The 26,176-nt window shown below is 69.8% G+C and carries 23 protein-coding genes and 3 tRNA genes; 14 read left to right on the top strand and 12 right to left on the bottom strand.

The window, feature by feature from the left end; all coding sequences use genetic code 11:
• Positions 1-573 precede the first annotated feature (573 nt).
• Positions 574-2,649 (top strand): bifunctional lysylphosphatidylglycerol flippase/synthetase MprF, encoded by a 2,076-nt coding sequence (locus tag ACI3KY_RS11440; protein ID WP_404930291.1) that lies wholly within the window; start codon positions 574-576, stop codon positions 2,647-2,649.
• A 111-nt stretch (positions 2,650-2,760) separates the two neighbouring features.
• Here ACI3KY_RS11440 and ACI3KY_RS11435 read toward each other — a convergent pair whose 3' ends face one another.
• Positions 2,761-2,967: a cold-shock protein gene (locus tag ACI3KY_RS11435; RefSeq protein ID WP_137845695.1), complete on the bottom strand. Its 207-nt coding sequence runs from the start codon at positions 2,965-2,967 to the stop codon at positions 2,761-2,763.
• 359 nt (positions 2,968-3,326) lie between these two features.
• Between ACI3KY_RS11435 and ACI3KY_RS11430 the strand changes: the two genes are divergently transcribed.
• Together ACI3KY_RS11430 and ACI3KY_RS11425 are read left to right on the top strand one after the other, a co-directional pair.
• Positions 3,327-3,959: a GntR family transcriptional regulator gene (locus ACI3KY_RS11430; protein ID WP_404930290.1), complete on the top strand. Its 633-nt coding sequence runs from the start codon at positions 3,327-3,329 to the stop codon at positions 3,957-3,959.
• 65 nt (positions 3,960-4,024) lie between these two features.
• Positions 4,025-4,516: a GNAT family N-acetyltransferase gene (locus ACI3KY_RS11425; RefSeq protein WP_404930289.1), complete on the top strand. Its 492-nt coding sequence runs from the start codon at positions 4,025-4,027 to the stop codon at positions 4,514-4,516.
• A gap of 121 nt (positions 4,517-4,637) precedes the next feature.
• Here ACI3KY_RS11425 and ACI3KY_RS11420 read toward each other — a convergent pair whose 3' ends face one another.
• From ACI3KY_RS11420 to ACI3KY_RS11410, 3 genes are all read right to left on the bottom strand, one after another.
• Positions 4,638-9,083 (bottom strand): S8 family serine peptidase, encoded by a 4,446-nt coding sequence (locus ACI3KY_RS11420; protein ID WP_404930288.1) that lies wholly within the window; start codon positions 9,081-9,083, stop codon positions 4,638-4,640.
• Positions 9,084-9,226: 143 nt separating this feature from the next.
• A complete protein-coding gene (locus tag ACI3KY_RS11415; protein ID WP_404930287.1) occupies positions 9,227-10,252 on the bottom strand; it encodes a helix-turn-helix domain-containing protein in 1,026 nt (341 codons plus the stop codon).
• Between the two features lie 236 nt (positions 10,253-10,488).
• Positions 10,489-10,572, bottom strand: a tRNA-Leu gene (locus ACI3KY_RS11410).
• 158 nt (positions 10,573-10,730) lie between these two features.
• On the opposite strand from ACI3KY_RS11410, the gene ACI3KY_RS11405 reads away from it, so the two are divergent.
• From ACI3KY_RS11405 to pknB, 7 genes are all read left to right on the top strand, one after another.
• The gene (locus tag ACI3KY_RS11405; RefSeq protein ID WP_404930286.1) at positions 10,731-11,492 is read left to right on the top strand and encodes an FhaA domain-containing protein; all 762 of its coding nucleotides are present in this window, start codon (positions 10,731-10,733) and stop codon (positions 11,490-11,492) included.
• Complete coding sequence (locus ACI3KY_RS11400) at positions 11,489-12,031, top strand: FHA domain-containing protein (RefSeq protein WP_404930285.1); 543 nt, start codon at positions 11,489-11,491, stop codon at positions 12,029-12,031. The genes ACI3KY_RS11405 and ACI3KY_RS11400 overlap by 4 nt, the downstream gene beginning before the upstream one ends.
• Before the next feature lie 18 nt (positions 12,032-12,049).
• Positions 12,050-13,288, top strand: a complete 1,239-nt coding sequence (locus ACI3KY_RS11395) for a PP2C family protein-serine/threonine phosphatase (protein WP_404930284.1) — start codon at positions 12,050-12,052, stop codon at positions 13,286-13,288.
• Positions 13,285-14,679 carry an FtsW/RodA/SpoVE family cell cycle protein gene (locus ACI3KY_RS11390; RefSeq protein WP_404930283.1) on the top strand — a complete coding sequence of 465 codons (1,395 nt, stop codon included), beginning with the start codon at positions 13,285-13,287 and terminating at the stop codon, positions 14,677-14,679. Before ACI3KY_RS11395 ends, ACI3KY_RS11390 begins: the two co-directional genes overlap by 4 nt.
• Positions 14,680-14,746: 67 nt before the next feature.
• Positions 14,747-16,207 carry a peptidoglycan D,D-transpeptidase FtsI family protein gene (locus ACI3KY_RS11385; RefSeq protein ID WP_404930282.1) on the top strand — a complete coding sequence of 487 codons (1,461 nt, stop codon included), beginning with the start codon at positions 14,747-14,749 and terminating at the stop codon, positions 16,205-16,207.
• Positions 16,204-17,913 (top strand): serine/threonine-protein kinase, encoded by a 1,710-nt coding sequence (locus tag ACI3KY_RS11380; RefSeq protein WP_404930281.1) that lies wholly within the window; start codon positions 16,204-16,206, stop codon positions 17,911-17,913. The genes ACI3KY_RS11385 and ACI3KY_RS11380 overlap by 4 nt, the downstream gene beginning before the upstream one ends.
• 160 nt (positions 17,914-18,073) lie before the next feature.
• A complete protein-coding gene (gene pknB / locus ACI3KY_RS11375) occupies positions 18,074-19,702 on the top strand; it encodes a Stk1 family PASTA domain-containing Ser/Thr kinase (protein ID WP_404930293.1) in 1,629 nt (542 codons plus the stop codon).
• A 52-nt stretch (positions 19,703-19,754) separates the two neighbouring features.
• Here pknB and ACI3KY_RS11370 read toward each other — a convergent pair whose 3' ends face one another.
• The 3 genes from ACI3KY_RS11370 to ACI3KY_RS11360 are packed head-to-tail and all read right to left on the bottom strand — an operon-like array spanning position 19,755 to position 21,378.
• Positions 19,755-20,402: an anthranilate synthase component II gene (locus ACI3KY_RS11370; protein WP_404930280.1), complete on the bottom strand. Its 648-nt coding sequence runs from the start codon at positions 20,400-20,402 to the stop codon at positions 19,755-19,757.
• Complete coding sequence (locus ACI3KY_RS11365; RefSeq protein WP_194412172.1) at positions 20,399-20,587, bottom strand: hypothetical protein; 189 nt, start codon at positions 20,585-20,587, stop codon at positions 20,399-20,401. The genes ACI3KY_RS11370 and ACI3KY_RS11365 overlap by 4 nt, the downstream gene beginning before the upstream one ends.
• Positions 20,587-21,378, bottom strand: coding sequence for a class E sortase (locus ACI3KY_RS11360; protein WP_404930279.1), 792 nt, complete (start codon positions 21,376-21,378; stop codon positions 20,587-20,589). The genes ACI3KY_RS11365 and ACI3KY_RS11360 overlap by 1 nt, the downstream gene beginning before the upstream one ends.
• Positions 21,379-21,433: 55 nt before the next feature.
• Between ACI3KY_RS11360 and ACI3KY_RS11355 the strand changes: the two genes are divergently transcribed.
• Positions 21,434-21,673, top strand: a complete 240-nt coding sequence (locus ACI3KY_RS11355; protein WP_045301992.1) for a cell division protein CrgA — start codon at positions 21,434-21,436, stop codon at positions 21,671-21,673.
• Positions 21,674-21,880: 207 nt separating this feature from the next.
• Here the strand turns inward: ACI3KY_RS11355 and ACI3KY_RS11350 are convergent, their stop codons facing one another.
• On the bottom strand, positions 21,881-22,804 hold the full coding sequence (locus ACI3KY_RS11350; RefSeq protein WP_404930278.1) for a rhomboid family intramembrane serine protease: 924 nt from the start codon (positions 22,802-22,804) through the stop codon (positions 21,881-21,883).
• Between the two features lie 109 nt (positions 22,805-22,913).
• Positions 22,914-23,486 carry a peptidylprolyl isomerase gene (locus ACI3KY_RS11345; protein WP_404930277.1) on the bottom strand — a complete coding sequence of 191 codons (573 nt, stop codon included), beginning with the start codon at positions 23,484-23,486 and terminating at the stop codon, positions 22,914-22,916.
• Positions 23,487-23,582: 96 nt separating this feature from the next.
• Here ACI3KY_RS11345 and ACI3KY_RS11340 point away from each other — a divergent pair, with 96 nt between their 5' ends.
• Complete coding sequence (locus ACI3KY_RS11340) at positions 23,583-24,155, top strand: DNA helicase (protein ID WP_404930276.1); 573 nt, start codon at positions 23,583-23,585, stop codon at positions 24,153-24,155.
• A complete protein-coding gene (locus tag ACI3KY_RS11335; protein WP_404930275.1) occupies positions 24,148-24,645 on the top strand; it encodes an aminoacyl-tRNA deacylase in 498 nt (165 codons plus the stop codon). The genes ACI3KY_RS11340 and ACI3KY_RS11335 overlap by 8 nt, the downstream gene beginning before the upstream one ends.
• A gap of 15 nt (positions 24,646-24,660) precedes the next feature.
• Here ACI3KY_RS11335 and ACI3KY_RS11330 read toward each other — a convergent pair whose 3' ends face one another.
• From ACI3KY_RS11330 to ACI3KY_RS11320, 3 genes are all read right to left on the bottom strand, one after another.
• Entirely contained in the window at positions 24,661-25,098 is a 438-nt protein-coding gene (locus ACI3KY_RS11330) for an NUDIX hydrolase (RefSeq protein ID WP_404930274.1), read from the bottom strand.
• Positions 25,099-25,171: 73 nt separating this feature from the next.
• Positions 25,172-25,244, bottom strand: a tRNA-Ala gene (locus tag ACI3KY_RS11325).
• A 12-nt stretch (positions 25,245-25,256) separates the two neighbouring features.
• Positions 25,257-25,330 (bottom strand) — tRNA-Ile (locus ACI3KY_RS11320).
• Positions 25,331-25,405: 75 nt separating this feature from the next.
• Here ACI3KY_RS11320 and ACI3KY_RS11315 point away from each other — a divergent pair.
• Positions 25,406-26,131 (top strand): VIT family protein, encoded by a 726-nt coding sequence (locus tag ACI3KY_RS11315; RefSeq protein WP_404930272.1) that lies wholly within the window; start codon positions 25,406-25,408, stop codon positions 26,129-26,131.
• The last annotated feature ends 45 nt before the right edge of the window (positions 26,132-26,176 follow it).

Raw genomic sequence — 26,176 nt, 5'->3', positions numbered from 1 at the left:
CTCGTCCGCGCCGGGGCGGGCGTTTCGTCTCCCTCGTTCCTCGCTCGCTCAACGACCGGGCACAGGCTCCGGCGGAAAGTTCCGGTCGTCGAGCGAGGGAGCGCCAGCGACCGAGACGAAACGCCTCCCACCCTCGTCCGCGCCGGGGCGGGCGTTTCGTCTCCCTCGTTCCTCGCTCGCTCAACGACCGGGCACAGGCTCCGGCGGAAAGTTCCGGTCGTCGAGCGAGGGAGCGCCAGCGACCGAGACGAAACGCCTCGTACCCTCGTCCGCGCCGGGGCGGGCGTTTCGTCTCCCTCGTTCCTCGCTCGCTCAACGACCGGGCACAGGCTCCGGCGGAAGGTTCCGGTCGTCGAGCGAGGGAGCGCCAGCGACCGAGACGAAACGTCTCCTACGCTCGTCCGCGCCGGGACGGGCGTTTCGTCTCCCTCGTTCCTCGCTCGCTCAACGACCGGGCACAGGCTCCGGCGGAAAGTTCCGGTCGTCGAGCGAGGGAGCGCCAGCGACCGAGACGAAACGCCTCGAGCCGCCTGCCGCAGCGGGCCCCAGAAGACTCGCCGCTATCGTGAACGCATGAGCGACGGGGCGACTCACAGATCCAACCGCGTGCTCGCGGTCCTCCGGCGCATGCCCGGGACGCTGACGATGATCGCGCTGATCCTCATCGCCGGCGTGGTGTGGCAGGGGCTGTGGCGGCCGTTCGAGGACACCGGGCTCTACGACGTGGTCGCCTACGGATTGCCGGCCTTCGAAGCGGGCCGCTGGTGGACTCCGGTGACCGGCACCTTCTTCGTCAACCAGCCGTGGGTGTACCTCTTCACGATCACGGGTTTCGTCGGCATGGCCTTCCTCGAGGTGCGGCGGGGCACGCGGATCGCCCTCGCCTACTACTGGGTCGGCCAGCTGTTCGCGATCTTCGCGACGGCACTGCTGCTGTGGGCGTTCTCGCAGCTGCCGTGGCCGTGGGCCGAGGCGCAGGCGGCGGCGCTCGACGTCGGAGCCTCGGGCGGCACGATGGCGTGCATCGCCGCGGCGGTCGGGCTGTTCCGCAGCCCCTGGCGCGTGCGTGCGTGGCTGGTGCTGCTGGGGTTCGTGTTCGTCGCGATGCTCTTCTGGGGCACCCTCGCCGACCTGGAGCACCTGCTCGCCGTGCTGCTCGTGCTGTTCGTCGACCGGTCGCTGCGCATCCAGCGCACCACGATCCGCGAGCAGCGTCTCATCGCCTTCATCGCGGTGCTCGTCCTGGGCGCGATCCAGGTCGTGACGATCCTCGTCCCGACCGACGGCCCGTTCGGCCCGACCGAGCCCGCGTCGGGCGGATTCGTCGACTTCGCCATCGACACCGTGGTGATCCTGATCGTGGCCAACGGCCTGCGCCGGGGCCGGCGCTGGACGTGGGTCGTGGCGGTGATCCTCGCCGTCCTCAACGTGCTCTTCGCGCTGCTCATCGTGGCGGCCGTCGTGCTGGCCAGCGAGGCCCGTGTCGAGGCGACCATCGACGGCGAGACCGAGCTCGCGCTGGCGAGCGGCGCGATGTGGCTGCTGATGCTCGTGTACCTGATCCTGGTGCGCCGCGCGTTCCGCGCGCGCCGCAGATCGGTGATCGGCCGCCAGCCGGCACCGACGGTCGATGACGTGAAACGGATGCTGCGCACCGACGGCGGCGGCACGCTCTCGTGGATGAGCACCTGGGAGGGCAACAGCTACGCCCGCACCGCCGGGGGCATCGTCGCCTACCAGCGGCGCGCCGGCGTGGCCCTGGCCCTCGCCGACCCGCTCGGTCCCGCCGCGTCGCGCGCGGCATCCGTTCAGGAGTTCATCCACGATGCCGAGCGTGCCGGACTCGTCCCCTGCTTCTTCAGCGCCGACGCGGCCACCCGGGCGGCGGTGCCGTCGTCATGGCGCAGTCTCGTCGTCGCCGACGACACGATCGTCGATCTTCCAGGGCTCGAGTTCACCGGCAAGCGCTGGAACTCGGTGCGCTCGTCGCTCAACCGCGCCGGGCGTGAAGACATGACGTTCCGCCTGACCCGCCTCAAGGACGAGTCCTGGGGTGTGCAGCAGCAGCTGCGTGCGATCTCGGAGATGTGGGTCGGCGACAAGGGGCTGCCCGAGATGGGCTTCACGCTCGGGACCCTCGTCGAGGCCGAGGATCCGGAGGTGCGCCTCGCCCTGGCCATCGCGCCCAACGGCGACGTCGACGGGTTCCTGTCGTGGTTGCCGGTGTACGGCGCAGAGGAGCGGGTGCGCGGTTGGACGCTCGACCTCATGCGCCGGCGCGAGGGCGGATTCGGCCCGGTGATGGAGTACCTGATCGGCTCTTCGGCGAGGCAGTTCTCCGAGGAGGGCGCCGAGGTCATGTCGCTGTCGGGCGCGCCGCTCGCCCACGACTATCCCGCCGATGCGGGGATGATCGCCGCGCTGAGCGAACGGCTCGCCGATGCGCTGGAGCCGGTCTACGGGTTCCAGTCGCTGCACCGGTTCAAGCAGAAGTTCCACCCCCGCTACGAGACGATGTACCTGCTCTTCCGCGACGAGAGCGACCTCACGCGGATCGGCGGAGCGCTGACACGGGCGTTCCTGCCGGACGCGACGCTGCGCCAGTTCGCCGGGGCGGGCATGGAACTGGTCCGCGGCGACCGCGACTAGGCCGAGCCCGGGTGCGCGTGCGTCGCGCGACCGGGCATGACGAAGCCGCGGCATCCGCTCCGGAGAGCAGGACACCGCGGCTTCGATCGCGTGGAGCGATCGATCCGCCGATCAGATCGGGCGGATGTTCTCGGCCTGGAGACCCTTGGGTCCCTGCGCGATCTCGAACTCGACGCGCTGATTCTCTTCGAGTGAGCGGTAGCCGCTCGACTCGATCGCGCTGTAGTGCGCGAAGACGTCTGCGCCGCCTTCATCGGGAGCGATGAAGCCGAAGCCCTTCTCCGAGTTGAACCACTTGACGGTGCCCTGCGTGCTCATTACTTGCCGTTCTTCGTTGATCCCCCCGCGATTGCGGCGGTTGAGTCCAACGTAGTGAAGACGCACGCGCGCGGCGAGACCCAATTCGGATGGTGACACAAATGTTGCATGCAGCCGATGAGCGATCCGAGCCCATCGTCCGCCCGGGCTGAGCAGAGCTCGAAGCCCGGGCGTCGACGGATCCCCCCGGATAGGCCACGCCGAAGCGTGAACGCATTCATCGTACCGATATATCAGCGCAAGGGCGAGAGCCGGATGTCGCGACCCGGCGCGCCCACGGAGGCCTTCGGACGCCCCGAATTCACGGTTTCACCGGGGGTCTATGCGCGTGAATCCTCCGGCGTACACTGGTGCCACCCATGACTGCCCCCTTCGTCCCGCTCGAGCCGAGCCGCGCCGCCCTCGGAGACGAGGTGTACGTGCGCCTGGGCGAGGCGATCCTCGACGGCCGCCTCGCGCCGGGGGAGCGGCTGCGCGACCACGAGCTGGCCGAACGGCTCGGGGTCTCGCGCACGCCCGTGCGCGAAGCACTGCAGCGACTCGAGCGCGTGGGGCTGGTGGAGGTCTCACCGCACCGCTACACGCGCGTCTCGCAGCCGCGCCGGCAGAGCGACACCATCGAGCTCGTCGGCTACAACATGGGCATCGCGGTGCGGATGGTCGCGGCCCGGGCCGATGCCGAGGCGATCGAGCTCGCTCTGGCGCAGCTGGAGGACGTCATCGCCGCGTCGCGCTCGGACGACGCCACGGCACTGGCAGCGGCCAGTCATGCGTTCTTCGGCGTCGTGACACGCGCCAGCGGCAACGCCGCGCTGCTGCAGTTCATCCGCGAGTACGAGATCGCGATCCGGCGCGACATGGTGGGCTGGCAGCCGATCATCGAATGCCCCCTCGGCCGCACGGCCGCCTACGAGGAGTTCCGCGAGGCATTCCGTGCGCGCGACGGCGAGCGCGCCGAGACGCTGCTGCGCCGCATCCACGGCCTCGCCTGACTCTCGGTCCCGGCCGCGCACGTCGGCGCTATCTGGATGACGGATGCCGTCGCTAGCGTGGACTCGTGAACCACATCGAGCTGCGGGCTCTGGACGACGACGACCTCGACGCGATCTTCGAGATGATGCGCGATCGCGAGGCCATCGAGATGGCTGCGTTCACCGCGCAGGACCCGGACGACCGCACGGCGTTCGATGCGTGGATGGCCCGTCACCGCGCCGACCCCGACGTGCAGTCGTTCGTGGTCACCGAGAACGGCGGGTTCGCCGGCACGATCGCCGCGTTCACCGTCGACGGCGACCGCGAGGTCACCTACTGGATCGCCCGCCACGCATGGGGTCGGGGCGTGGCGACAGCGGCGCTGCGGCTGCTGATCTCGCGGGAGCCGATCCGGCCGCTCTTCGCCCGCGCCGCCGCGCACAACACCGGCTCGATCGCTGTGCTGACCAGGGTGGGATTCACCGAGGTGTCGCGGAACGTCGACTTCGCCCCCGGGCTCGGCCGTGAGATCGAAGAGATCGTCTTCACGCTCCCGCCGACTCTCGACGGCGCCTGAGACGAGGGCCGGCCGGCCACACGGATCCTCGCCGGGCGTCGAGGCGCTCGTCGGCCGTGGTGCGCCTATGGGGTGATGCGGCGCGCGCCACACCACCCCACCACGACGCTCGTTCCCGCTCCTAGGCGCGACCTCGCCGGCGCGACCGCACGAGCACGGCGCCGACGGCCAGCGCGAGCGCTGCCACGATGCCGAGCACGGTGGGGACACCGCCGCCGGTCGCAGCCAAATCGTCCGCGCCGCTGCCGCCGGCCGGCTGTCCGTCGGAGCCGCCGGAGCCGCCGGAGCCACCGGAGCCTGGATCGCCTGAGCCGGGGTCACCGGAGCCGGGGTCACCGGAGCCGGGACCGCCGGGGCCAGGGGTCCCCGGATCGACGACCGGCTGCAGATCGGCGAGCCGGACCGCGGTCGCGTAGACCACCCGGTGCGCCGAGATGTGGATGTCGGGCGTGAGCACCTCGTACTTGGCGCGCACCCAGAACGCCTCGCCCTCCGCCGCGGCGATCGTCCTGGTCGCGACCGGCCCCGGTTCCGTCACCCGGTCGTGAGGGACCTGCTCCGTGTAGAAGCGGTCGCCGTAGATATCGGACCCGTAGCCCGCCGAGAGGTCGAAGCCACCGCTGTAGGCCGGATACCGGTTGTTCACTGTGAGCGTGACCCCCTCGGCGGCTCGGCTCGATCGGTCGAGGGAGGGGTCCGAGGCCACGACCCAGAAGTCGTGCGACACCTCGGTCTGCGCCGCGCACCGCTCGGAGCCGGTGTTCGCGTACGAGCCCGCGACCTGGCCGTCGACGATCACGTCGACACCGGTGATGCCGGTCAGGTCGAAGGTCGCGGTCACGACCGGCTTGTCGATCCACAGGGAGCCGAATACGAGCGGGCCGGCGCACGTCTTCGACCTGATGGTCGCCTGCGTGACAGCCCCCACGGAGTTGTCGTAGAAGAGGTCGACGGCGTTCTCATCGTCCGGGTTGCGGGTGAGCGTGAGAGCGCTCGGCGCGGTCTCCTCCACGACGAACAGCCGCTCCCTCTCCTGCATCGGGCCTTCCTCGCCCTCGGCCCACGCCCGAACCACATAGTCGCCGGGCGACAGTCGCACCGCGGTGGTGCGCGCCGAGTCCACCTCGAACATCGGATCGCTGTACACGTCGAGATCCTCGCGCAGCATCTCGGTGCCGCCGGCGCTCGTCACCGTCGTGTGCACGACGCCCTCACCTCCGAACATCACCTCCGCCGACACCGATGCGCCACCGTCAGCGAGGTATTCCACGTTCTCGAACACGTCGTGCACCAGCAGCCGTGTGGCGATGAGCCCGCCCGTGAGCCGGAGATCGCCCGCGGTGATCGTCACTTCGTGGGCGCCCTCGGCCGCGTCATCCGGAAGGGTCAGCCGTCGCGCCGCCGTGCCGTCGTCCCCGGTGATTCCGGTGGTGGCGACGGTGCCGTCGAGCGCGATCTCGTAGTCCGTGCGGGCGGGGAGGCCGACGGCTGCCACGGTGAACGTGCGTCCCGGCCGGACGTAATCCGGAGAGACCTCGATCGCGGGCTCATCCGATGACGCCGGTGGTTCGCCCGGCGTCGTCACGTACAGGTCGGTCGTGGCGCCGGTCGCACCGAAGGCGACGCGTCCGAAGTAACGAGAACCAGGTGCCAGACCCGACCAGGAGATCGTGGCCGGGGATGTCTCACCCATGTGCATGGTCAGCACGGCGGGGTCGGCGTGCAGCGCCCCGGCGTCAGGGTCGCCGCCCAGCAGATAGGTGGTCAGCTCGTAGTCCAGGTCGCCCTCACCCGAGAAGAAGGACACATCGAGCACGTATTCACCCGCCGCCAGGTCGGACCGCACGATGGTCTCGTCCGCTCCAGGCGATGTCGCCTGATCGAGGTACAGCAGACCCCCGAAGTCGTCGACCTGGTACAGCGCGAGGTCGAGATCGCTCTGCGGATCCGCGCCGACAAGCTCGAACCGCGCGGAAGTGGTTCCCTCCGGGACCTCGATGACGTGACGAGCCGGAGCGGCCCCGATCGCGCCCGAGCCTCGCGCGGTCCGGCCGGCGACGAGGCCGGAGACGGCGAGTGGCACATCCATCGTCTCGCCTGCCGCGACCGGAAGTTCGAGGGACCCGTCGAGGCCCTCTCCGGTGGCCGTCCTGGGGACGGCGATGATGCTGGGTCGCACGGCCAGAGGCATCACCACGGTGTCGCCCCCCTGTCCCGCCCACCGGAGCGTGCCCGTGGTGAACACGTCGAGCGGCGCGCTCACACGACGGAAGGTGATCGTGAACGACTTCTCCTCGCCGGCCGATGCGAACTCGAGGACGGTCGGACTGACTGTCACGTCGACTCCCGGCACGGGGACGTCCTCCGCGGTGTACGAGCCGGGGCGCGTCGCGGTCACGGTACGTGTGATCGTCTGCACGCCGGCGAGGCTTCCGACTGCCACCGATGCGAGGTTGAGGTCGGAGGGGTCGATCGACGGCACCCCGAGGTCCGCCGCGCCGATTCCCTGGATGTAGCCGTTCCAGTCATCGATCCCGTTGAGGAACAGCAATCCGGGGTCGAGGAAGCGCGAGGGCTCGACCTGGCCCGAGCCGTCGCCGAAGGGATCGGTGAACTCGGATCCGTCGCGTTCGAGCGTGTGGGATGCCGTCGTCATGAGCGCGGACTTGATCTCGGAAGGCGCGGCATGGGGATGGGCGCCCAGGTACAGCGCGGCGAGTCCGGCGACGTGGGGCGACGCCATCGAGGTGCCCGACAGGAGCTCGAAGGTCGGTTCCTCGCCCTCGGCATTGCGGCCGTCCGCGAGGATCGCCACACCCGGCGCCGTGATGTCCGGCTTCAGGATGTCGCCGCCGTCGGCCAGCACGGGGCCGCGGGACGAGAAGCCGGCGAGCTGGGGGGCCACGGGCGAGGGACTGCCGCTCGTGTTGCCGTCCTCGAACGCGGCCGTGCCGCCGGGTGTCGCCGCATAGGCCTTCAGCGCTTCGAACGCGTCGACGTCGACGTGAATGGTCGGGACGGCATGGACGTCGAGGTCGATCGAGTTCGCGGTCGGGTTGACCAGCACCATCGCCATTCCGCCGGCGCGGGCGACCTCCGCCGACTTGGCAGTGCGGTCCACGATGCCGCGCTCGCACAGGACGATCGCCCCCGCGGCCTTGGCCGGATCGAGCGTCTCGGGGCCGCAGAGCTGCGGATCCGCCGCTCCCGTGGCAGCGACACTTTCGGCTGTCACGAAGGGGCCGCTCACCCCGGCGGTGTCGGCGATGGTGCCACCCGCGTAGGCGTTGCCGTCGCCGGTGCGGACAGTCGCCTCGTAGCTCGGAATTGTGCTCGCGGCCACCGTCGTGATCCACGGTGCGGCATTGTCGACGGTCGACTCGGTCGGGCCGTCGTTGCCGGCCGAGGCGACGACGAAGATGCCTGCCGCGGCGGCACCCAGGAACGCCTGATCGGTCAGCGCGACGGTGCTGACGGCGCCGCCGCCGCCGATGGAGTAGTTGATGACGTCCACCCCGTCGGCGACCGCGGCATCGATGGCGGCGAGGAGGTCGCCCGTCATGCAGCCGTCGTCGAAGGCGGTCGGGCCGGTCCAGCATGCCTTGTACACAGCGACCTTCGCCGCCGGCGCGACGCCCGAGATCGAGCCGAGGTCCCTGCCGGCGACATGCGCGTCGACCCCGGCGTTGCCTGCGGCGGTGCTGGCGGTGTGCGACCCGTGTCCGTTGCCATCGCGGGGCGACACGACCTCGCCACGGTCCGACCCGATGTAGTCGGCACCGTAGTTGTCCACGAAGTAACGTGCTCCGACCAGCTTGGTCGTGCAGTCATCGCTGTCGAACGCGTCGCCCGTCTGACACGTGCCGCGGAACTGGTTGCCATCGCCCTTCTCGAACACGATGGAATCGCCGTCCCTGTATGGGCCTGCGCCGGGGTCGCCGGCGAGCGCGTCGCCGGCGAAGGAGGGATTCTCCGGCGCGACACCGGAGTCGATGATGCCGACCACCACACCCTCGCCTGCCGCGTCGATCCCGCCGAGAGTCGCCCACACGCCGTCCTCGCCGCTGAGTCCGATGAAGTCGGTGGAGGGAGCTGCCGTCTGCAGATGGAGGAGCTCGTCCTTGACCACCGCGGCGACGCGCGGATCGACAGAGAGGTCGGCGGCCTGCTGAGCGGTCAGCGCGCTGGTGAATCCGTTCGTGGCGAGCGTGTAGGAACTGACGATGTCCGCGCCCGAATCCGCAGCGACAGCCTCCTGCTCCGTCGTCAGACGATCGGAGTAGGCCACGACCGCCTTCGAGCGCACATCCAGCTCGTCACCTTCGCCGGACTGGGTCCCGCGGTACGAGGCGATACCGCCTCGGTACGTCGCGACCGACGCACCGCGGAGCGTGACGATGTAGCGACCGTCGTCGTAGGCGGAGGGATCGGGCTGCGCCGCCGTCGTCAGCGGTGTCGCAGCCGCAGCACTCATCGTCGGGGTCATGGCGAGCGCGAGCGTGGACAGCAGCGCGACGACCGCGCACAGGGCGGTCGTACGCAGAGGCGCGCGAGTGGAGTAGGTCACGGTGGTCCTCAACAGGTGCGGCGCGACCCCGGGGTGGATCGAGCTGGTCCTCATTCTGCGAGGTCACCTGCCGTCAGTTCTGGCCGGATACGGTCACCGACCTCAACCGGCCAGCTGTTGAAACGCCGACGTTACATCCGCGGTCAGATCCAGCCGCGCCGGGACGCCTCCACACCGGCCTGGAAACGATTGCTCGCGCCGAGGCCGGCCATGAGCTCCTGGCTGCGCCGCCGCAGCGTGCGCGCCGAGATACCCAGTCGGCGCGCGATGGCGTCGTCCTTCATCCCCACGGCCATGAGCGTCAGGATGGAGAGATCCTCGGACGAGGGGCCGTCGGTCTGCGGCGAGGGATACCGCCGGGTCGTCTCGGGCAGACCGCGCAGAGGCGCGGCCGCAGTGAGCGGAACGGCTCTCGCCCACTCGTACTCGAAGAGGGTGCACAGCGCGGCGACCAGGGGCAGCGCATGGGTCACGAGCGCGACCACCTCGCCCGGCTCGAGGCTCAACGAGACGAGGGCGACCGCTCGGTCGACGACGACCAGCTTGATGGGCAGGTCGTCCGTGATGCGCGACTGCTCGCCCTGTTCGGCGAGCGCTCCCACCTCGTCCCAGGTCGCGCCCTGGTCGAAGCTCGACACCGTGTAGATGGCACGCCACTGGACGCCCCGGGCCAGGACCGCCGATTCGAACGGGTCGAAGGAGGCGGCGACGTACGGTGGGCGGTCGAAGGCGAGGAACTCGCGCTCGGCCTGGTGCTGGAGGCGGGCGTACCAGCCGGCGACGGCATCCGGATCGGTGACGAATATGCTCTGCGGCACATCCGCGGAAGAGGTGGCGGCCGCATCGAAGTGGTCCGCCAGCGCGGGAATGGCCTCGCGCAGCCGCTGCGTCTGCTCGCTCAGCTGCTCCGCCAGCGCACGGACCGCGAAGCGCGGGTCGACGGCCGAGTACTCGGGGTCCGCCGATTCCAGCCGCGTGACGAGGCCGGCGGAGCGCAGCTCCTCCAAGCGCGCGATCGTCGTCGGCTCCTCCAGGCCGAGCTTCGCCGCAACCTCTCGGGCACGGATGCGTCCTGCCATGAGAACGGCGAGATACACGCTCTCACCCAGATCGTCGACCCCGGGCAGGTCGAGCGGCTTGTCATCCTGGGCGGAGTCCCGGCCATTCATGGTGCGAGCCTAATGCGCCCGTCTTCGCCGAGCTGAGACGCCGAAAGCCCCCGGGATACCCGGGGGCTTTCGATGCGCTGTGCGCGAGGGGGGAGTTGTCCCCACCGCCCCTCCACGCGCCGCTGGTGCGTCGCGCGGAGCCTCTGCGGCGTGGGCCCACCCCCAAGGGTGTCCGCTGCCGCCCCTCGCGCACGAAAAGACCCGCAGATCCCTAGAGGGACCTGCGGGTCTTGTCGTGCGCGAGGGGGGAGTTGAACCCCCACGCCCTTTCGGGCACTGGCACCTGAAGCCAGCGCGTCTGCCTATTCCGCCACTCGCGCGAGCCACGGCATCCGAAGATCCCGCGAAACTCAACTTGCCGAGGATATCATGCGTCGCGGCCTGGTTCGAACTCGCCTGGTCCGCGAGCGAGGTCCATCACCGGCACAGCGTGTGCAATTAGCATGTAGCAACCGGCACCCCCCTCCAGAGGAGCTCCGTGGGACTACTTGACAGCTTCGAGAAAGGTCTCGAGCGCGCCGTGAACAGCGCGTTCGCGAAGACCTTCCGCAGCGGCATCCAGCCCGTCGAGATCGCGTCCGCCCTGCGCAGCGAGCTCGACAAGAAGGCGGCCGTGGTGAGCCGCGACCGCATCCTCGCCCCCAACACGTTCGCGGTGCGGCTCTCGCCGGCCGACGACGAGCGCATCTCGGCGCTCGGCGACGCCCTGACGCACGAACTCGACACACTCGTGCACGCGCATGCGAAGGCACAGGGCTACTCGTTCGCCGGGCCTGTGAGCATCGTGCTGCGACGGGACGACGATCTCTCCACCGGCACGCTGCGCGTGGAGTCGTCCACGGCGCAGGGCGGGCGGGTCGCGTGGCGCGGCGTCGTCGACGTCGAGGGCCGCCGCATCCCGCTCACGAAGTCGCGGACGGTCATCGGCCGCGGCAGCGACGCCGACATCACCGTCGCCGACTCCGGCACGAGCCGCAAGCACGTCGAGATCCTGTGGGACGGCGAGCGCGCCATGGTGCGCGACCTCAACTCCACGAACGGCACGCTGCTCGACGGCCGCAAGGTCACTGAAGCAGCGCTGCCGCCCGACTCGACGGTCCGCATCGGACGCACCGACATCGTGTTCCGTGTGGTCGCGCAGGCGGCCGCACCCCGTCCCCCCGCCCGCGTGGACGACGCCACGCGCGTCTTCGACGCGCCCGGCGCCTACGATCCGCAGGAGCGAGGGCCGCTGGCATGAGTGAGCTGACCCTGCTCCTGCTGCGCATCGGGTTCCTGGTGCTGCTGTGGGCTTTCGTCTTCGCGGTGGTGTACTCGCTGCGCGCCGACCTGTTCGGCGTGAAGGTCCGCCGCATGCCGGACGCCGTGGCCGCCGCCGCTTCGACGGGCTCAGCGAGCGGGGGAGGCGCAGCCGCGTCCTCGGTGACCGCACCCGTCGCGTCGGCGCCGTCGGCGCCCTCCCAGCCCGGTGGGCCCGCGACCACGGCGGCCGTGTCGCGCATCGTCATCACGAGCGGGCCGAAGACCGGGCTCGAACTGCCCCTCGGCAACGAGCCCCTCACGATCGGGCGCTCCAGCGAGTCGGGTCTCGTCATCCGCGACGACTACACCTCCAGTCATCACGCCCGTCTGGTGCTGTGGGGCGACCAGTGGATGATCCAGGACCTCGACTCGACGAACGGCACCTGGCACGACGGCGCCCGCGTGACCGCTCCCGTCCCCGTGAACATCGGCGCGCCCATCAAGGTGGGCGCGACCACGTTCGAGCTGCGGAAGTAGCGGGCGGAACCCTCCCACATGGTCTTCCAGGGCTCGAGCGCCGCGATCTCGCACACCGGCAAGGTGCGCTCCAACAACCAGGACTCCGGCTATGCCGGCTCGAACCTGTTCGTCGTCGCAGACGGCATGGGCGGCCACGCCGGCGGAGACGTCGCGTCGAGCATCGCCATCACCCGCCTGCAGGTGCTCGACCGTCCGTACGACTCGACCGCCGATGCCGAGAGGGCGCTCCGCGACGCGATATCGGATGCCGCGGTCGACCTCGCCGAGACGGTCGAGGTACGGCCGGAACTCGCCGGCATGGGCACGACCGTCAGCGCGCTGATCATGGTCGACGAGTACGCCGTCATCGCCCACATCGGCGATTCGCGGATCTACCTGTACCGCGACGACGCGCTCACCCAGATCACCACCGACCACACGTTCGTGCAGCGACTCGTCGACTCCGGCCGCATCACGCCGGAGGAGGCGCGCTACCACCCGCGCCGCTCCGTGCTGATGCGCGTGCTCGGCGACATGGACACCGATCCCGAGCTCGACACCTTCATCATGCCGACGCAGCCGGGCGACCGGTGGCTCCTCTGCTCCGACGGCCTCTCGGGGGTCGTCGACGACCCCCACACCGCCAAGGCGATGGGTCTCGGGCTCGCCCCGGGCCGCACCGCCGACAGCCTCCTGAAGCAGGCCCTCGACGGCGGCGCGCCCGACAACGTCACGATCGTCATCGTCGACGTCGGCGGGCAGCATCCGCTCTTTTCGGGCACGCCCACGATCGTGGGCTCCGCGTCCAACCCGACCGGCGTCGAGGTGCCCGCCGCTCGACCCGGCCGCACGAGCTGGCTGCATCCCAACCGGCAGGCGGCGAACGAGCCGACCCACTTCGAGCCCGCCGCGGAGTTCCTCGAGGAGCTCATCGAGGAGGACCGCCGCCGCGCCCGCCGCCGGCGGGTCGGCTGGATCGTCGGCCTCGCCCTGGTGCTCGTGCTCATCGCCGGCGCCGCGTGGCTCGGCTACCAGTGGACGCAGACCCGCTATTTCGTCGGGGCCGACAAGGACACCGTGGTGATCTACCAGGGTGTGCAGCAGAACATCGGGCCGATCTCGCTGTCGACGCCGTACGAAGACACCGAGATCCCGCTGGATTCGCTGTCGGAGTTCGCGCGTGCGACGGTGGAGGGGACGATCTCGGCCAACTCGCTCACGCACGCGCGGCAGATCGTCTCCGGAATCAGCGACCTGTCAGGAGGAGGCGGATGAGCGCCTCCACGAGCACGCCGACCGACACGGTCTCGACCGACACCGCGGTGGTGCGGGCGCTGCGCCGCATCCGCGTGCCGCAGACGCAGCGCAATCGCGAGCTCGCCCTGCTGATCTTCGCGTTCGCGATCAACGGCTCGGCCATCGCTCTCGTCCAGCTCGGCGCGCTCGGTGCGATCGACTGGACCTTCCTGGTCTACTGCGGCGGCCTGACCGCCCTCGTGATCGCGCTCCACATCCTGCTGCGGCTGCGCGCCCGCGCCGCCGACCCCTTCGTCGTTCCGATCGCGACCCTCCTCACGGGCCTCGGGCTCGCGATGATCTACCGACTCGACCTGTACTGGGAGCGCCACGGCTGGGAGGCGTACTCGACACGTCAGCTCGCCTGGGCCGGGATCGCGCTGATCGCGGCGATCCTCGTGGTGATGTTCCTGCGCAACTACCGCGTGCTGTTCCGCTACACCTACATCTTCGGGCTCGTCGGCATCCTGCTGCTCGTCCTTCCGGTCATCCCGGGCCTCAGCGGCGGCGGCAACGCGGACGTCTGGGTCGACCTGGGCTTCTTCACGTTCCAGCCGGGCGAGCTGGCCAAGATCGCCCTCGGCATCTTCTTCGCGGGCTATCTGGTCCGCACGCGTGAGAGTCTCACCTCCACCGGCAGCCGGTTCCTCGGTCTCACGTGGCCGCGGGCGCGGGAGCTCGGCCCCCTGCTGGTGATCTGGCTCGTCTCGCTCGGCATCATCGTGCTGCAGCGCGACCTCGGCACCGGCGTGCTCATCTTCGGCATGTTCGTCGCGATGCTCTACGTCGCGACCGGCAAGACGAGCTGGGTGCTCATCGGCGTCGTCCTCGCGGTGTCGGGCGCGTTCCTCGCGTCGCGGGTCCTTCCGTACGTGGGCGCGCGGTTCACGAACTGGCTGGATGCCTTCAACCCCAAGTTGATGGACGACAGCAGCTTCCAGCTGGTCAACGGCATCTTCGGCATGGCGAACGGCGGTCTTCTGGGTACCGGCCTCGGACAGGGCCGCCCGTATCTCACGCCCGTCGCCGAGAGCGACTACATCCTGCCGGCCCTCGGTGAGGAGATCGGCCTGATCGGCGTCTTCGCCATCCTGTGCCTGTACATGGTGTTCACCAGCCGCGGCATCCGCATCGGTCTGGCGGGTCAGGACGATTTCGGCAAGCTGCTCGCCACCGGCCTGTCGTTCACCATCGCGCTGCAGGTGTTCATCATGGTCGGCGGCGTCACGCGACTCATCCCGCTCACCGGTCTGACGACGCCGTTCCTCGCGGCGGGCGGCTCGTCGCTCGTGGCGAACTGGATCATCGTGGCGCTGCTGCTGCGCATCTCGGACGCCGTCCGCAGCAGGCCCCGGGTGGTGATCGGCTGATGAGGACCCTTCGACGGGCTCAGGAATCGATCCCTGCTCGCCGCCTCCCCGGCGGGGGAGGTGTCTCGTGACCAAGGAACTGCGGCGGCTCAGCATCCTGATGCTGGTCATGTTCGTGGCGCTGTTCGCCTCGACGAGCTGGATCCAGGTGATCCAGGCCGACGACCTGGCCGCCAATCCCGCCAACCGTCGGGCGCTCTACGACTCGTACGAGGTGCAGCGCGGGTCGATCATCGCGAGCGGCGCCGCGATCGCCTCGTCGGTGCCGTCCGACGACCTCTACAGCTGGCAGCGGGTGTACACGGATGCCGCCATGTGGGCGCCCGTCACCGGCTACATCAATCCCGTGCTGAACTCGGCGACGTGGATCGAGCAGGCGATGAACCAGGAGCTCAGCGGCACCGCGGGCTCGCAGTTCTTCTCGCGCGTCGAGCGGATCTTCACCGGTCAGCCGCCGCGCGGGTCGAACGTGGTGCTCTCGCTCGACGCCGACGTGCAGCGCGCGGCGTTCGAGGCCCTCGGCGATCTGCAGGGCGGCATCGTGGCGATCGAGCCGTCGACCGGGCGCATCCTCGCCCTGGTGACGAGCCCCAGCTACGACACCAACATCCTGGCGTCCCACGACACCGCGGCCGTGAACACGGCGTACGACGCCCTCGTCGCCGATCCCAGCAAGCCGCTGTCGAACCGCGCGGTCGCCGGGGATCTCAATCCGCCCGGCTCCACGTTCAAGCTCGTGGTCGCCTCGGCCGCCCTCGCGTCCGGCGACTACACGCCGCAGTCGACGCTGCCGAACCCCGCGACCTACCAGCTGCCGCAGTCGAGCAGCGTCGTGCACAACGCCAGCGGCGGAACCTGCGGCGGCGGCGACACCGTCACCATCGCCGACGCGCTGCGGCTGAGCTGCAACATCCCGTTCGCGGAACTTGCCGTGGAGCTCGGCGACACCGCGATCCGCGAAGAGGCGGAGAAGTACGGCTTCAATCAGTCGTTCGAGCTGCCCGTCGTCTCGACGCCCTCGGGCTATCCGCGGTCGATCCAGGACGACGCCCAGACGGCGCTGAGCGGGTTCGGCCAGGGCCAGGTGACGGCGACGCCGCTGCAGATGGCGATGGTGTCGGCCGGCATCGCGAACGGCGGGATGGTGATGAATCCCCGCATGGTGGATCGCGTGATCGGCCCGGACCTGTCGGTTCAGAAGACCTTCGACGACAGCGAGTTCGGGCGAGCGCTGGACACCGGCCTCGCGGACGAGCTGGTCACGATGATGGTGGCCAATGTCAGTGACGGCGCGGCGTCGGGTGCAAGAATGGACGGGGTCGACGTGGCCGGGAAGACCGGTACCGCGGAGAACACCGGGGACGAACCGTATACCCTCTGGTTCACAGGGTTCGCCCCGGCCCAGAATCCCGAAGTCGCGGTCGCAGTGGTCGTGGAGGACGGCGGCAGGCAAGGACAATCGGGAAGCGGCAACACCATCGCCGCTCCTATCGCGAAGAAGGTCATGGAGGCGGTGCTGGGCAAATGAGACCGACGCAAGGCGTGACCTTCGGCGGCCGATACGAACTCGATTCGCGCATAGCGATCGGCGGCATGGGCGAGGTCTGGGAAGCGACCGACCACGTCATCGGACGAACCGTCGCCATCAAGATCCTCAAAGACGAATACATGGGAGACCCGGGGTTCCTCGAGCGCTTCCGTGCCGAGGCCCGCCACGCGGCCCTTGTGAACCATGAGGGCATCGCGAGCGTGTTCGACTACGGCGAGGAGGCCGGCAGCGCCTTCCTCGTGATGGAGCTCGTGCCCGGTGAGGCGCTGTCGACGATCCTCGAACGAGACGGATCACTGTCGACCGACAAGACCCTCGACATCGTCGCGCAGACGTCGGCAGCACTGCAGGCCGCCCACGCGGCCGGCCTCGTGCACCGCGACATCAAGCCGGGCAACCTGCTCATCACTCCCGACGGCCGTGTGAAGATCACGGATTTCGGCATCGCGCGCATCGCCGACCAGGTGCCGCTCACCGCCACGGGTCAGGTGATGGGCACGGTCCAGTACCTGTCGCCCGAGCAGGCGTCGGGGCACCCGGCGTCGCCCGCCACCGACATCTACTCGCTCGGGATCGTGGCCTACGAGTGCCTCGCGGGCAAGCGCCCGTTCACGGGCGAGTCGCAGGTCGCGATCGCGATGGCGCAGATCAACGAGCAGCCCGCTCCGCTGCCGGCCACGGTCGCCGTGCCGGTGCAGAACCTCGTGATGGCCATGATCGCGAAGAAGCCGGAGGAGCGCCCGGCATCGGCCGCCGCCGTCGCGCGGGCCGCCACGGCTCTGCGCCGCGGCGACGTCGCGGCCGCCGCCGCGGCCGTTCCGGCGATCGCCGGGGTCGTCGCAGGCGATGCGGCGACGCAGCTGCTCACCGGCGCCGACACCTCGTCCGCCACGCGGATCATGCCGGCACCCGGTGAAGAGGATGCCGCGGCCGAGGGCGAGAAGAAGAAGCGCAGCCCCTGGACGTGGCCCCTGATCGCCCTCATCGCCCTGCTGCTGCTCGTGCTGATCGGCACGATCTGGGCGGTCGTCGCGGCGAACCAGGACCAGCCGGAGCCCGACCCGACGAAGACGTCCGCCTCGCCCTCGGCCACGCCGTCCGACACGCCCACGCCCACGCCCACCACGGCGAACGTGGTCGCGGCGGACTACGAGGGCCAGGATTGCGCGACGGCATCGGCGGCGCTCGATGCGCTCGGCCTCGGGGCGAGCTGCGTCGAGGGCAACGCGGCACCCGACGAGGCCAGCCAGGGCAAGGTCTACAGCGTGAGCCCCACGGGCAACGTCCAGAAGGGCACCGTCATCGAGCTGACGACGTACGCCGGCCAGGTGCCGATGCCCCCGCCCGGCAGCCCGACCTTCCAGGGTTCGCCCGCCTCGGTCGAGCCGGGTGGAGCGCTCACGGTCATGTGGGACGGCTACACCTGCCCCTCGGGCACGGGGTCGGTCAGCGCCTACACCTTCACCGTGCAGAACGGCACGATCACGAACGGCCCGAGCTTCCCGCAGAACGCCCGCTCCGCACAGGTCACGGCGGCCGATGCCCCGGGCCAGACCGTGATCGTCACCTACAACGTGACGTGCAGCGGCGGAACGGCCGGCAACCGCACGTCGTCGGAGTCCGGCGAGGCCACGGTGCTCATCGAGGCCCCCGTGCCCGCGCCGTCGCCCTCGCCGACGCAGTGAGCCTGGCTGAGTGAATCCGCAGAGCGGGTCGCGCGCAACGCGCGACCCGCTCGTGCTCGGCTAGTGTGGCTGATGTTCCAGGCAGGGAGTGACCGTGACAGCTGAGCCGCGTGTGCTTTCGGGGCGCTATCGCATCGATGAGCCGATCGGCCGAGGCGGCATGGCCAGCGTCTATCGCGGGTACGACCTGACGCTCGGCCGCGAGGTCGCGATCAAGATCCTGGACCGCGAGCTGGCCGACGACAACTCCTTCCGCACGCGGTTCCGCCTCGAGGCGCAGGCCGCGTCCCGGATGGCGCACCCGACGATCGTGCGGGTCTACGACGCCGGCGAGGACTCGCTGACCACGCCGGACGGCACCGTGCGCCCCGTGCCGTACATCGTGATGGAGCTCGTCAAGGGACGCCTCCTCAAGGAGATCATCGCCGCAGGCCCGGTTCCGGTGACGGATGCCGTGCGCTACGTCGACGGCATCCTCGAGGCCCTCGAGTACTCCCACCGCGCGGGCGTCGTGCACCGCGACATCAAGCCCGGCAACGTGATGGTGACCGACGCCGGCCAGGTGAAGGTGATGGACTTCGGCATCGCGCGCGCGGTGTCGGACAGCTCGTCGACCGTCGCCGAGACCACGCAGATCCTCGGCACCGCCGCGTACTTCTCCCCGGAGCAGGCGAAGGGCGAGCCCGTCGACGCACGCGCCGACGTCTACTCGACGGGCGTGGTGCTGTACGAGCTCCTCACCGGACGCCAGCCGTTCCGCGGCGACTCGCCGGTCGCCGTGGCCTACCAGCACGTCAGCGAGGCGCCGGTACCGCCGTCGGAGGTCAACGACACCGTTCCGCGCACCCTCGACACGGTGGCACTGCGCGCCCTGGCGAAGGACCCGTTCCAGCGCTACCAGGATGCGGCGGGCTTCCGCGAGGCGCTCGACGCCACGGTCGACGGCCGGCAGCCGTCGAAGCGGCAGGTGGGGGCGCTCACCAGCGAGCTGTACGGGCCGAACCCCCGCCAGGCCGCCGAGACGGCGCGGTCGCTGCGGCAGCTCAGCACCGACACCACCATGAAGCGCACGCAGGCCGGCCCGCCGGTGGCGTGGATCTGGGCTGGTGTCGCACTCCTTGCCGTGCTCCTCATCTCCCTGCTGTTCTGGGTGCTCTCGATCCAGCCGCGCGACGATCTGCCGACGAACGTGCGAGAGGTGCCCGACGTCTCGGGCATGACGTACGAGCGCGCCAACGAGACGCTGGCCGAGGCCGACCTCCGCGCGATCCGCGTCGACGAGGAGAACAGCGAGGTCGCGGAGGGGAACGTCATCCGCACGGAGCCCGAGAAGGGCACCTCGGTGGAGGTCGACCAGCAGGTCAGCGTCTACGTCTCGACCGGCCAGCAGATGTCCACCGTCCCACCGCTGGTCGGTCTCGGACAGGATGCCGCGACCGCGGCCCTCACCGACGCCGGCCTGCAGCTGGGCACCGTGACGCCCCAGAACGACAAGGATCTCGCCGCGGGAACCGTGATCTCCAGCGATCCGGTCGACGGTGCGAGCGTGGCCGCCGGCACCACGGTGAACCTCGTGGTGGCGTCCGGCCGCGTGGCGATCGACGACGTGCGCGGCTACACCGTCGACGCGGCCACCCGTGAGCTCGAGGATGTCGGACTCACCGTGACGGCACAGGAGGATCCGAACTGCCCCGGTGCCGACCCGCGGACCGTGCAGTCGCAGTCGCTGACACCGGGCGATGTTCCGGTGCACTCGCAGATCACGCTGACGTACTGCACCGGCCCGTAGCCCGTCACGCCGACAGGCGGAGCCGCGCCGGCCGGCCCGGCGGGCCCGGCTCTCAGGCGTCTCGGCGCGGGCTCAGCGCCGCACCTCGGGCCGCGGCATCCGGGAACCCGATGGTGGCGAGCCAGTTGCCCAGCAGGCGGTGTCCGCCCTCGGTGAGCACGCTCTCGGGATGGAACTGCACCCCGACGATCGGTGCGGTGCGGTGCGCGATGCCCATGATGACGCCGCTCGCGGTGCGGCTCGTCACCACCAGCTCGGCCGGCAGCGTCTCGGGCACGATCGCCAGCGAGTGGTACCGCGTCGCCGTGAAGGGGTCGGGCAGCCCGGCATAGAGCGGAGAGGCGTCGTGGTGCACGAGCGAGGTCATGCCGTGCATGAGCTCGGGCGCGTGGTCGACGGTGGCGCCGAACGCCTCGCCGATCGCCTGGTGCCCGAGGCACACACCCAGGAGCGGGATGCCGCGCGCCGCCGCCGCGCGGACGACGGCGATGGACGCGCCGGCGTCACCAGGGGTGCCGGGGCCGGGGGAGACCAGCACCGCGCGTCGCTGCGCGACGGCGCCCACCGGGTCGTCGATCGCATCGGCCTCGACCATGTCGGTCTCCGCGCCGAGCTCGTGCAGGTACCCGATCAGGGTGTGGACGAAGCTGTCGTGATTGTCGACGACGAGGATGCGCGCCGACGACGGCCCCGCGGTCACGACACCGGCGCACCGGTCGGCGCGACGGGGAGGCCGACCGTGACATCCTGCGGGTTCACGAACTGGCTCACCCAGGGGAACACGTAGAACAGCAGACCGTAGAGCACCGCCGCGACGAGGACCAGCAGGATGAGGACCCGCACCCACCAGGGTCCGGGAAGCACGCGCCACAGCGCCGCGTACATCAGGCCACCGCCTGGAGGGACGCCGGCTCGCCCGCGGAGCGCGGCGTGAACGACTCGAACACGCCGTAGGCGACGATCCGCTCCGTCATGGCGTACATGGGGCTGCAGCTCGTCATGGTGATGTAGGCCGTCCCGGCGGGGACGTCCATCGCCTGCGGCACGGGAAGGAGCACTTCGACCTCGTTCGGGCGGACGTACTGGAGCGTCCGGAAGCGATAGGTGTACCAGCCCTCTGGCGTCTCCACGACGATGGCGTCGCCGACGTGGAGGTCGGCGATCCGGTTGAAGGGCTTGCCCCAGGTGGTGCGATGGGCGGCGAGGGCGAAGTTGCCCGGCTCGCCCGGCATCTTCGTGCCGGGGTAGTGACCGATGCCGATCGGATCGAGCGTGCGCGACCGCGTCACGCCGCCGGCCATCGGCACCGCATAGCCCGACCCGAAGCGGGGGATGTGCATGACCGCGAACTTCTGGCCGTCCGCAGCCTCGGGCAGCACGGGCGGCGGTGCGGTGACGGGCGTCGCCGGTGCGGACGGATCCGGCTCGGGCGCGGCGACGACGGGATCCTCACCGTCGTACTGCTCCGCCCATTCCTCGGAGAGCTGGGTCCCTTCGGCATTCCGCTCGGCACCGTAGATCAGATCTCCGACCCACAGCTGCCAGACGACATAGAGAAGCACGATGACGCCGGCGGTGATGAGCACCTCGCCGATGACGCCGACGACGGACGTGCGCCGGCGCGGGGGCTGCTCCCGCCGCGCGGCGCGCCCCAGACCGGACACCGCTTCATCCACAGGGGGATTCTCGCACAGCAAGGGTTGGGGTCTGCTGGCAGTTAGACTCTTCACCATGGCACGACCCGGCAAAGACGACGACTCGCTCGTCGAGCGCGCAGAAGGCGAGGCCGCACCCAACCCGGTGTGGTTCAAGCCGATCATGATCGGACTGATGCTCATCGGTCTCGTCTGGATCCTCGTCTTCTACCTGAGCGGCATGGCGTTCCCGATTCCCGACATCGGAGCATGGAACCTGGTGATCGGCTTCGGCATCGCCTTCATCGGCTTCCTCATGACGACGCGCTGGCGATAGCGACATCCTGCGAACGAAGGCCCCGGTCTACGGCGACCGGGGCTTTTCCGTGCCCGGATGCCGCAACTCACGCCGACGGGAGCACCGGGACGCGGCATCCCGAGTTGTTAACAACTCTGTTAACACCTGTGAATTACACCGCTGTCATTCTCCCCAGGCTGTGGATGAGCCTGTGGATAACTCCCGCTCGGGCAGGTGGCGGAGCGCCTATGACAGGACGAGGGCGGGGAAGATCGCCGGCACGAACAGCAGCGCCACCAGCCCGACGCCCACGGCGACGAGCAGGCCGATCTGCAGTCGCCGCTGCCGCACGGCGCGCGTGCGCGTGAAGATGAAAGCGACGAGGAGGCCGACGAGCAGCCCGCCGACGTGCGCCTGCCACGACACGCGCACCCCGCCGCCGTACAAGAGGGGCAGGAAGGTGATTACGAGGTTGATGCCGAGCACCACGATGATCCCGGTGATGTTCGCGCCGATGTGGCGGCCGATGATCAGCAGCGCACCGAACAGTCCGTAGATCGCACCGGACGCGCCCACCACGAAGGTGTCGAAGCCCAGCAGTGTGACCGCGACGGAACCGCCGAGACCGCTCAGCAGGTACAGCGTGAGGAATCTGCCGCGTCCGAGGAGCGGCTCGAGGCTGCGACCGAGCATCCACAGCGCCAGCATGTTGAGCGCGACGTGCCAGATTCCGCCGGAGTCGTGCACGAACAGCACCGTGATCAGGCGCCAGGGCTCGAAGACACCGAACCAGGCCGGGTAGAGATACGCCGGGGTGAACATGAGGGCACCGGTGACGGTGTCGCCGAACCCCGGGATGAGTTGAAGGAGGTATACGAAGACGGTGATGCCGATGAGCGCGTACGTGACGACCGGGCGGCCCGACGAGGTCGCAGCCGACATGGACGCGGTTCGCGGTCGTGCCCACCGGCGCTCCGCCGTGCGCTGTGCCGGAGACTGGGCCTTCTGCTGGTCCCGGAGGCACTCGGGACAGATCACGCCGACGGCCCCAGGCGTCTGGCACTCGGGGCAGATCGTACGCAGGCACCGCTGGCACAGGACGAAGCTCTGCCGGTCGGGGTGCCGGTAGCAGAAGTTGTCGCGGTTGCGCTGGAAGTCGTCGGTGCTCACGCGGTGCCCGTCTGTTCGTTTTGCGGCCCAGGGCTGTGGAATGCCGGCTCAGGGCCGCGGCGGGTCCGGGCGTGCGGCGTCGTGCTGCCGCACGCCCGGCGCGGGACGATCAGGCCGAGGCGATGTCGATCGACTCGATGACGACCGGCTCGACCGGGCGGTCGCCGGCAGCGGTCGGGACCTCGGCGATGGTGTCGACGACGGCCTTCGAAGCGTCGTCGGCGACCTCGCCGAAGATCGTGTGCTTGCCCTGCAGCCACTCGGGGCCGCGCCCGCCCTGGCCGGGAACCGTGATGAAGAACTGCGAGCCGTTGGTGCCCTCGGGCTGGCCGGTGATCGCGTTGCGGCGGAGACCGGCGTTGGCCATGGCGAGCTTGTACGGGGCGGTGAAGGTGAGCTCGTTGTTGATCTCGTCGTTGAAGTTGTAGCCCGGTCCGCCGACACCCTGGCCCAGCGGGTCGCCGCCCTGGATCATGAAGCCCGAGATGACGCGGTGGAAGATGACGTCCTTGTACAGTGGGCCCTCGCCCGGCTTGCCGGTCGCCGGGTGCGTCCATGCCTGTGAGCCGTCGGAGAGCCCGACGAAGTTCTGCACGGTGCGGGGCGCGTGGTCGCCGAACAGGTTGACGACGATGTCGCCGTAGTTGGTGTGGATCGTTGCGACTGCTGTGTGAAGCGGCATTTCTACATTGTCTCAGAGTTCGGTGCAACCCCTCCCGTCTCGGCGGGGGTCTGGCAAGATGGGGAGACCGACATCCCCACGACAGGGAGGGCAACCGTGAGCGTCAGCCGCAAGCGCAAGAAGGAACTCGAGAAGCTTCAGAAGCAGGCGAATCAGCTGTGGGAGACACAGCAGGTGCTGGTCGGTGAGGCCGCGTCCGTCGCTCGAGAGGCCAGTCGCCAGCTCGGCCACTTCGGCCGCGAGCAGGTCAAGCCCCAGGTGCAGGCCGGCTACGAGAAGTACGCCGCGCCCTACGTCGAAAAGGGCAAGAAGGTCGTCAGCAGCACGGTGATCCCCGCTGCGGGTGCCGTCGTCGGCTCGGCACTGTCGGTGTGGGACGCCGCGAACGATACGCGCGCCCACCTCGCCGGCGGTCACGGGCTCGAACGACCCGACCCGAAGAAGTACGGCAAGAAGGCCGACAAGTACGCCCGCGAGGCGTCTCGCTATCTCTCGGCCCGCCTGGATCGTGCCGCACCGCAGAAGAAGGGCATCGGCGCCGGTGGCGTGATCGCCATCATCCTCGGTGTCGCGGCCGCGGTCGGCGTCCTCTACGCGGCATGGCAGACTCTGCGCGCCGACGACGAGCTCTGGGTCGCGGACGACCCGCTGCGCGCCCCGGATGCCTGAGCCCACTACGGGCAAGGCTCTGACGGGGGTCGACCGCGTGCGCGCGGCGGCCTCCGAGCGCGATCTGGCGATCGAGATCCGCGAGCGTCCGGCAGCGAACAGCCTGACGGAGGCGGCCGAGATCCTCGGCATCCCGCCGTCGGGCATCGTGAAGACCCTCGTGGTCAAGCGCAGTGACGACACCTACCTGTTCGCGCTGATCCCCGGCGACCGGGCGATCTCGTGGCCGAAGCTGCGGGCGGTCGTCGGCGTCAACAAACTCCAGCTTCCGGATGCGGAGCGTGCCCTCGCCGCCACCGGCTACGAGCGCGGCACGATCGTGCCTCTCGGAAGCACGCACGACTGGCCGATCTATGCCGACAGCCAGATCGCCGGCCGGCGCATCGCCATGGGCGCCGGGGCACACGGCTACAGCGCGTTCGTCGACGCCGACGACCTCATCGCCGCCTACGGGGCGACGGTGGCCGACATCTCCCAGCCGATCGACTGACGAGGGCGTCGCCGGTCAAGCCACCGGCAGTTCGACGCCGGCCATCTCGAGGGCGATGTCCACGAGCTTCACGCGTTGCAGCGCGCGCACCTCGCGGAGGGGGAACCATTCGGCACGATCGGTCGTGCCGTTGGTCTCGTTGCGCAGGCGCCCGCCCGTGATGCGGGCGCGGTAGACGATCCGCAGCGTGTGCAGGGGAAGCTCCGCACCCGGCACCAGCCGCCGGCCGGCCGGAATGACGCGGGAGTGGATGCCGAGCAGCGCATCGATCGTGACGCGGTAGCCGGTCTCCTCCTTGACTTCGCGCCGTGCCGCGCGCTCGGGGTCTTCGCCGTCCTCGAGGCCGCCGCCGGGCAACGTCCACGCGGAGCGTCTGCCTTCATTCCAGTGAGCGAGAAGCATGCGGTCGTCTTCATCGACGATCACCGCGTAGGCCGCGACGCGCAGGTCCATGATTCACCATACCCGCGGACGACTCTGGGGAGAACGAAGAAAAGCCGACCCTCGGGCCGGCTTCTTCCTGTCGTGGAGCCTAGGAGATTCGAACTCCTGACATCCTGCTTGCAAAGCAGGCGCTCTACCAACTGAGCTAAGGCCCCGGGGCTGTGGAGTGGGGCTACCAGGACTTGAACCTGGGACCTCTTCATTATCAGTGAAGCGCTCTAACCGCCTGAGCTATAGCCCCGAATGTCTGCGGGACCTGCGCCCCGCAACCTCCAAGACTTTACCCGACGGAGCGCGATTTCACGAATCGTGCTGGTTGACTGGGGAGGTGAACGCGACCTCTCATCCAGGCGAGCCCCACGGCGGCGGGCTCGGGCAGCGACTGAACTGGCTGCGCGCCGGCGTGCTCGGCGCCAATGACGGCATCGTGTCGGTCGCCGCGCTCGTCGTCGGCGTGGCCGGCGCCACCACCGACACCGGCGCGTTGTTCACAGCCGGCATCGCCGGGCTCGTCGGCGGCGCCATCTCGATGGCGCTCGGCGAGTACGTGTCGGTGAGCAGTCAGCGGGACTCGGAGCGAGCGCTCATCGCCAAGGAACGCGGCGAGCTGAACGACATGCCCGACGAGGAGCTCGAAGAGCTGACCCAGCTGTATCGGGACCGCGGGCTGACCGACGAGACGGCGCGTCAGGTCGCGACAGAGCTGACGGCACACGACGCACTGTCGGCCCACCTCGAAGTGGAGCTGCACATCGACCAGGACGACCTGGTGAACCCGTGGCACGCGGCCCTCTCGTCGGCCGTGGCATTCACTCTCGGCGCGCTGCTGCCGCTGCTCGCGATCCTGCTGCCGCCGCCGGAGTGGCGCGTGCCCGTCACGTTCGTGGCCGTGCTGCTCGCCCTGGCGGCGACCGGCACGGTGTCGGCCAGCCTCGGTGGCGCACCCCGTCTGCGAGCGGCGACGCGGCTCGTGATCGGTGGCGCACTGGCGCTCGTCATCACCTGGCTCATCGGCACCCTGCTCGGCACGACGGTCGTCTGACGTCCGCACACACGGGAGCGCCGGCATCCGTGATCCACGGATGCC

Source organism: Microbacterium sp. ZW T2_14 (assembly GCF_044987405.1).
GTDB lineage: Bacteria > Actinomycetota > Actinomycetes > Actinomycetales > Microbacteriaceae > Microbacterium.
Note: the sequence above shows the minus strand (reverse complement) of the source record. Positions and strands in the feature narration are given on the sequence as shown.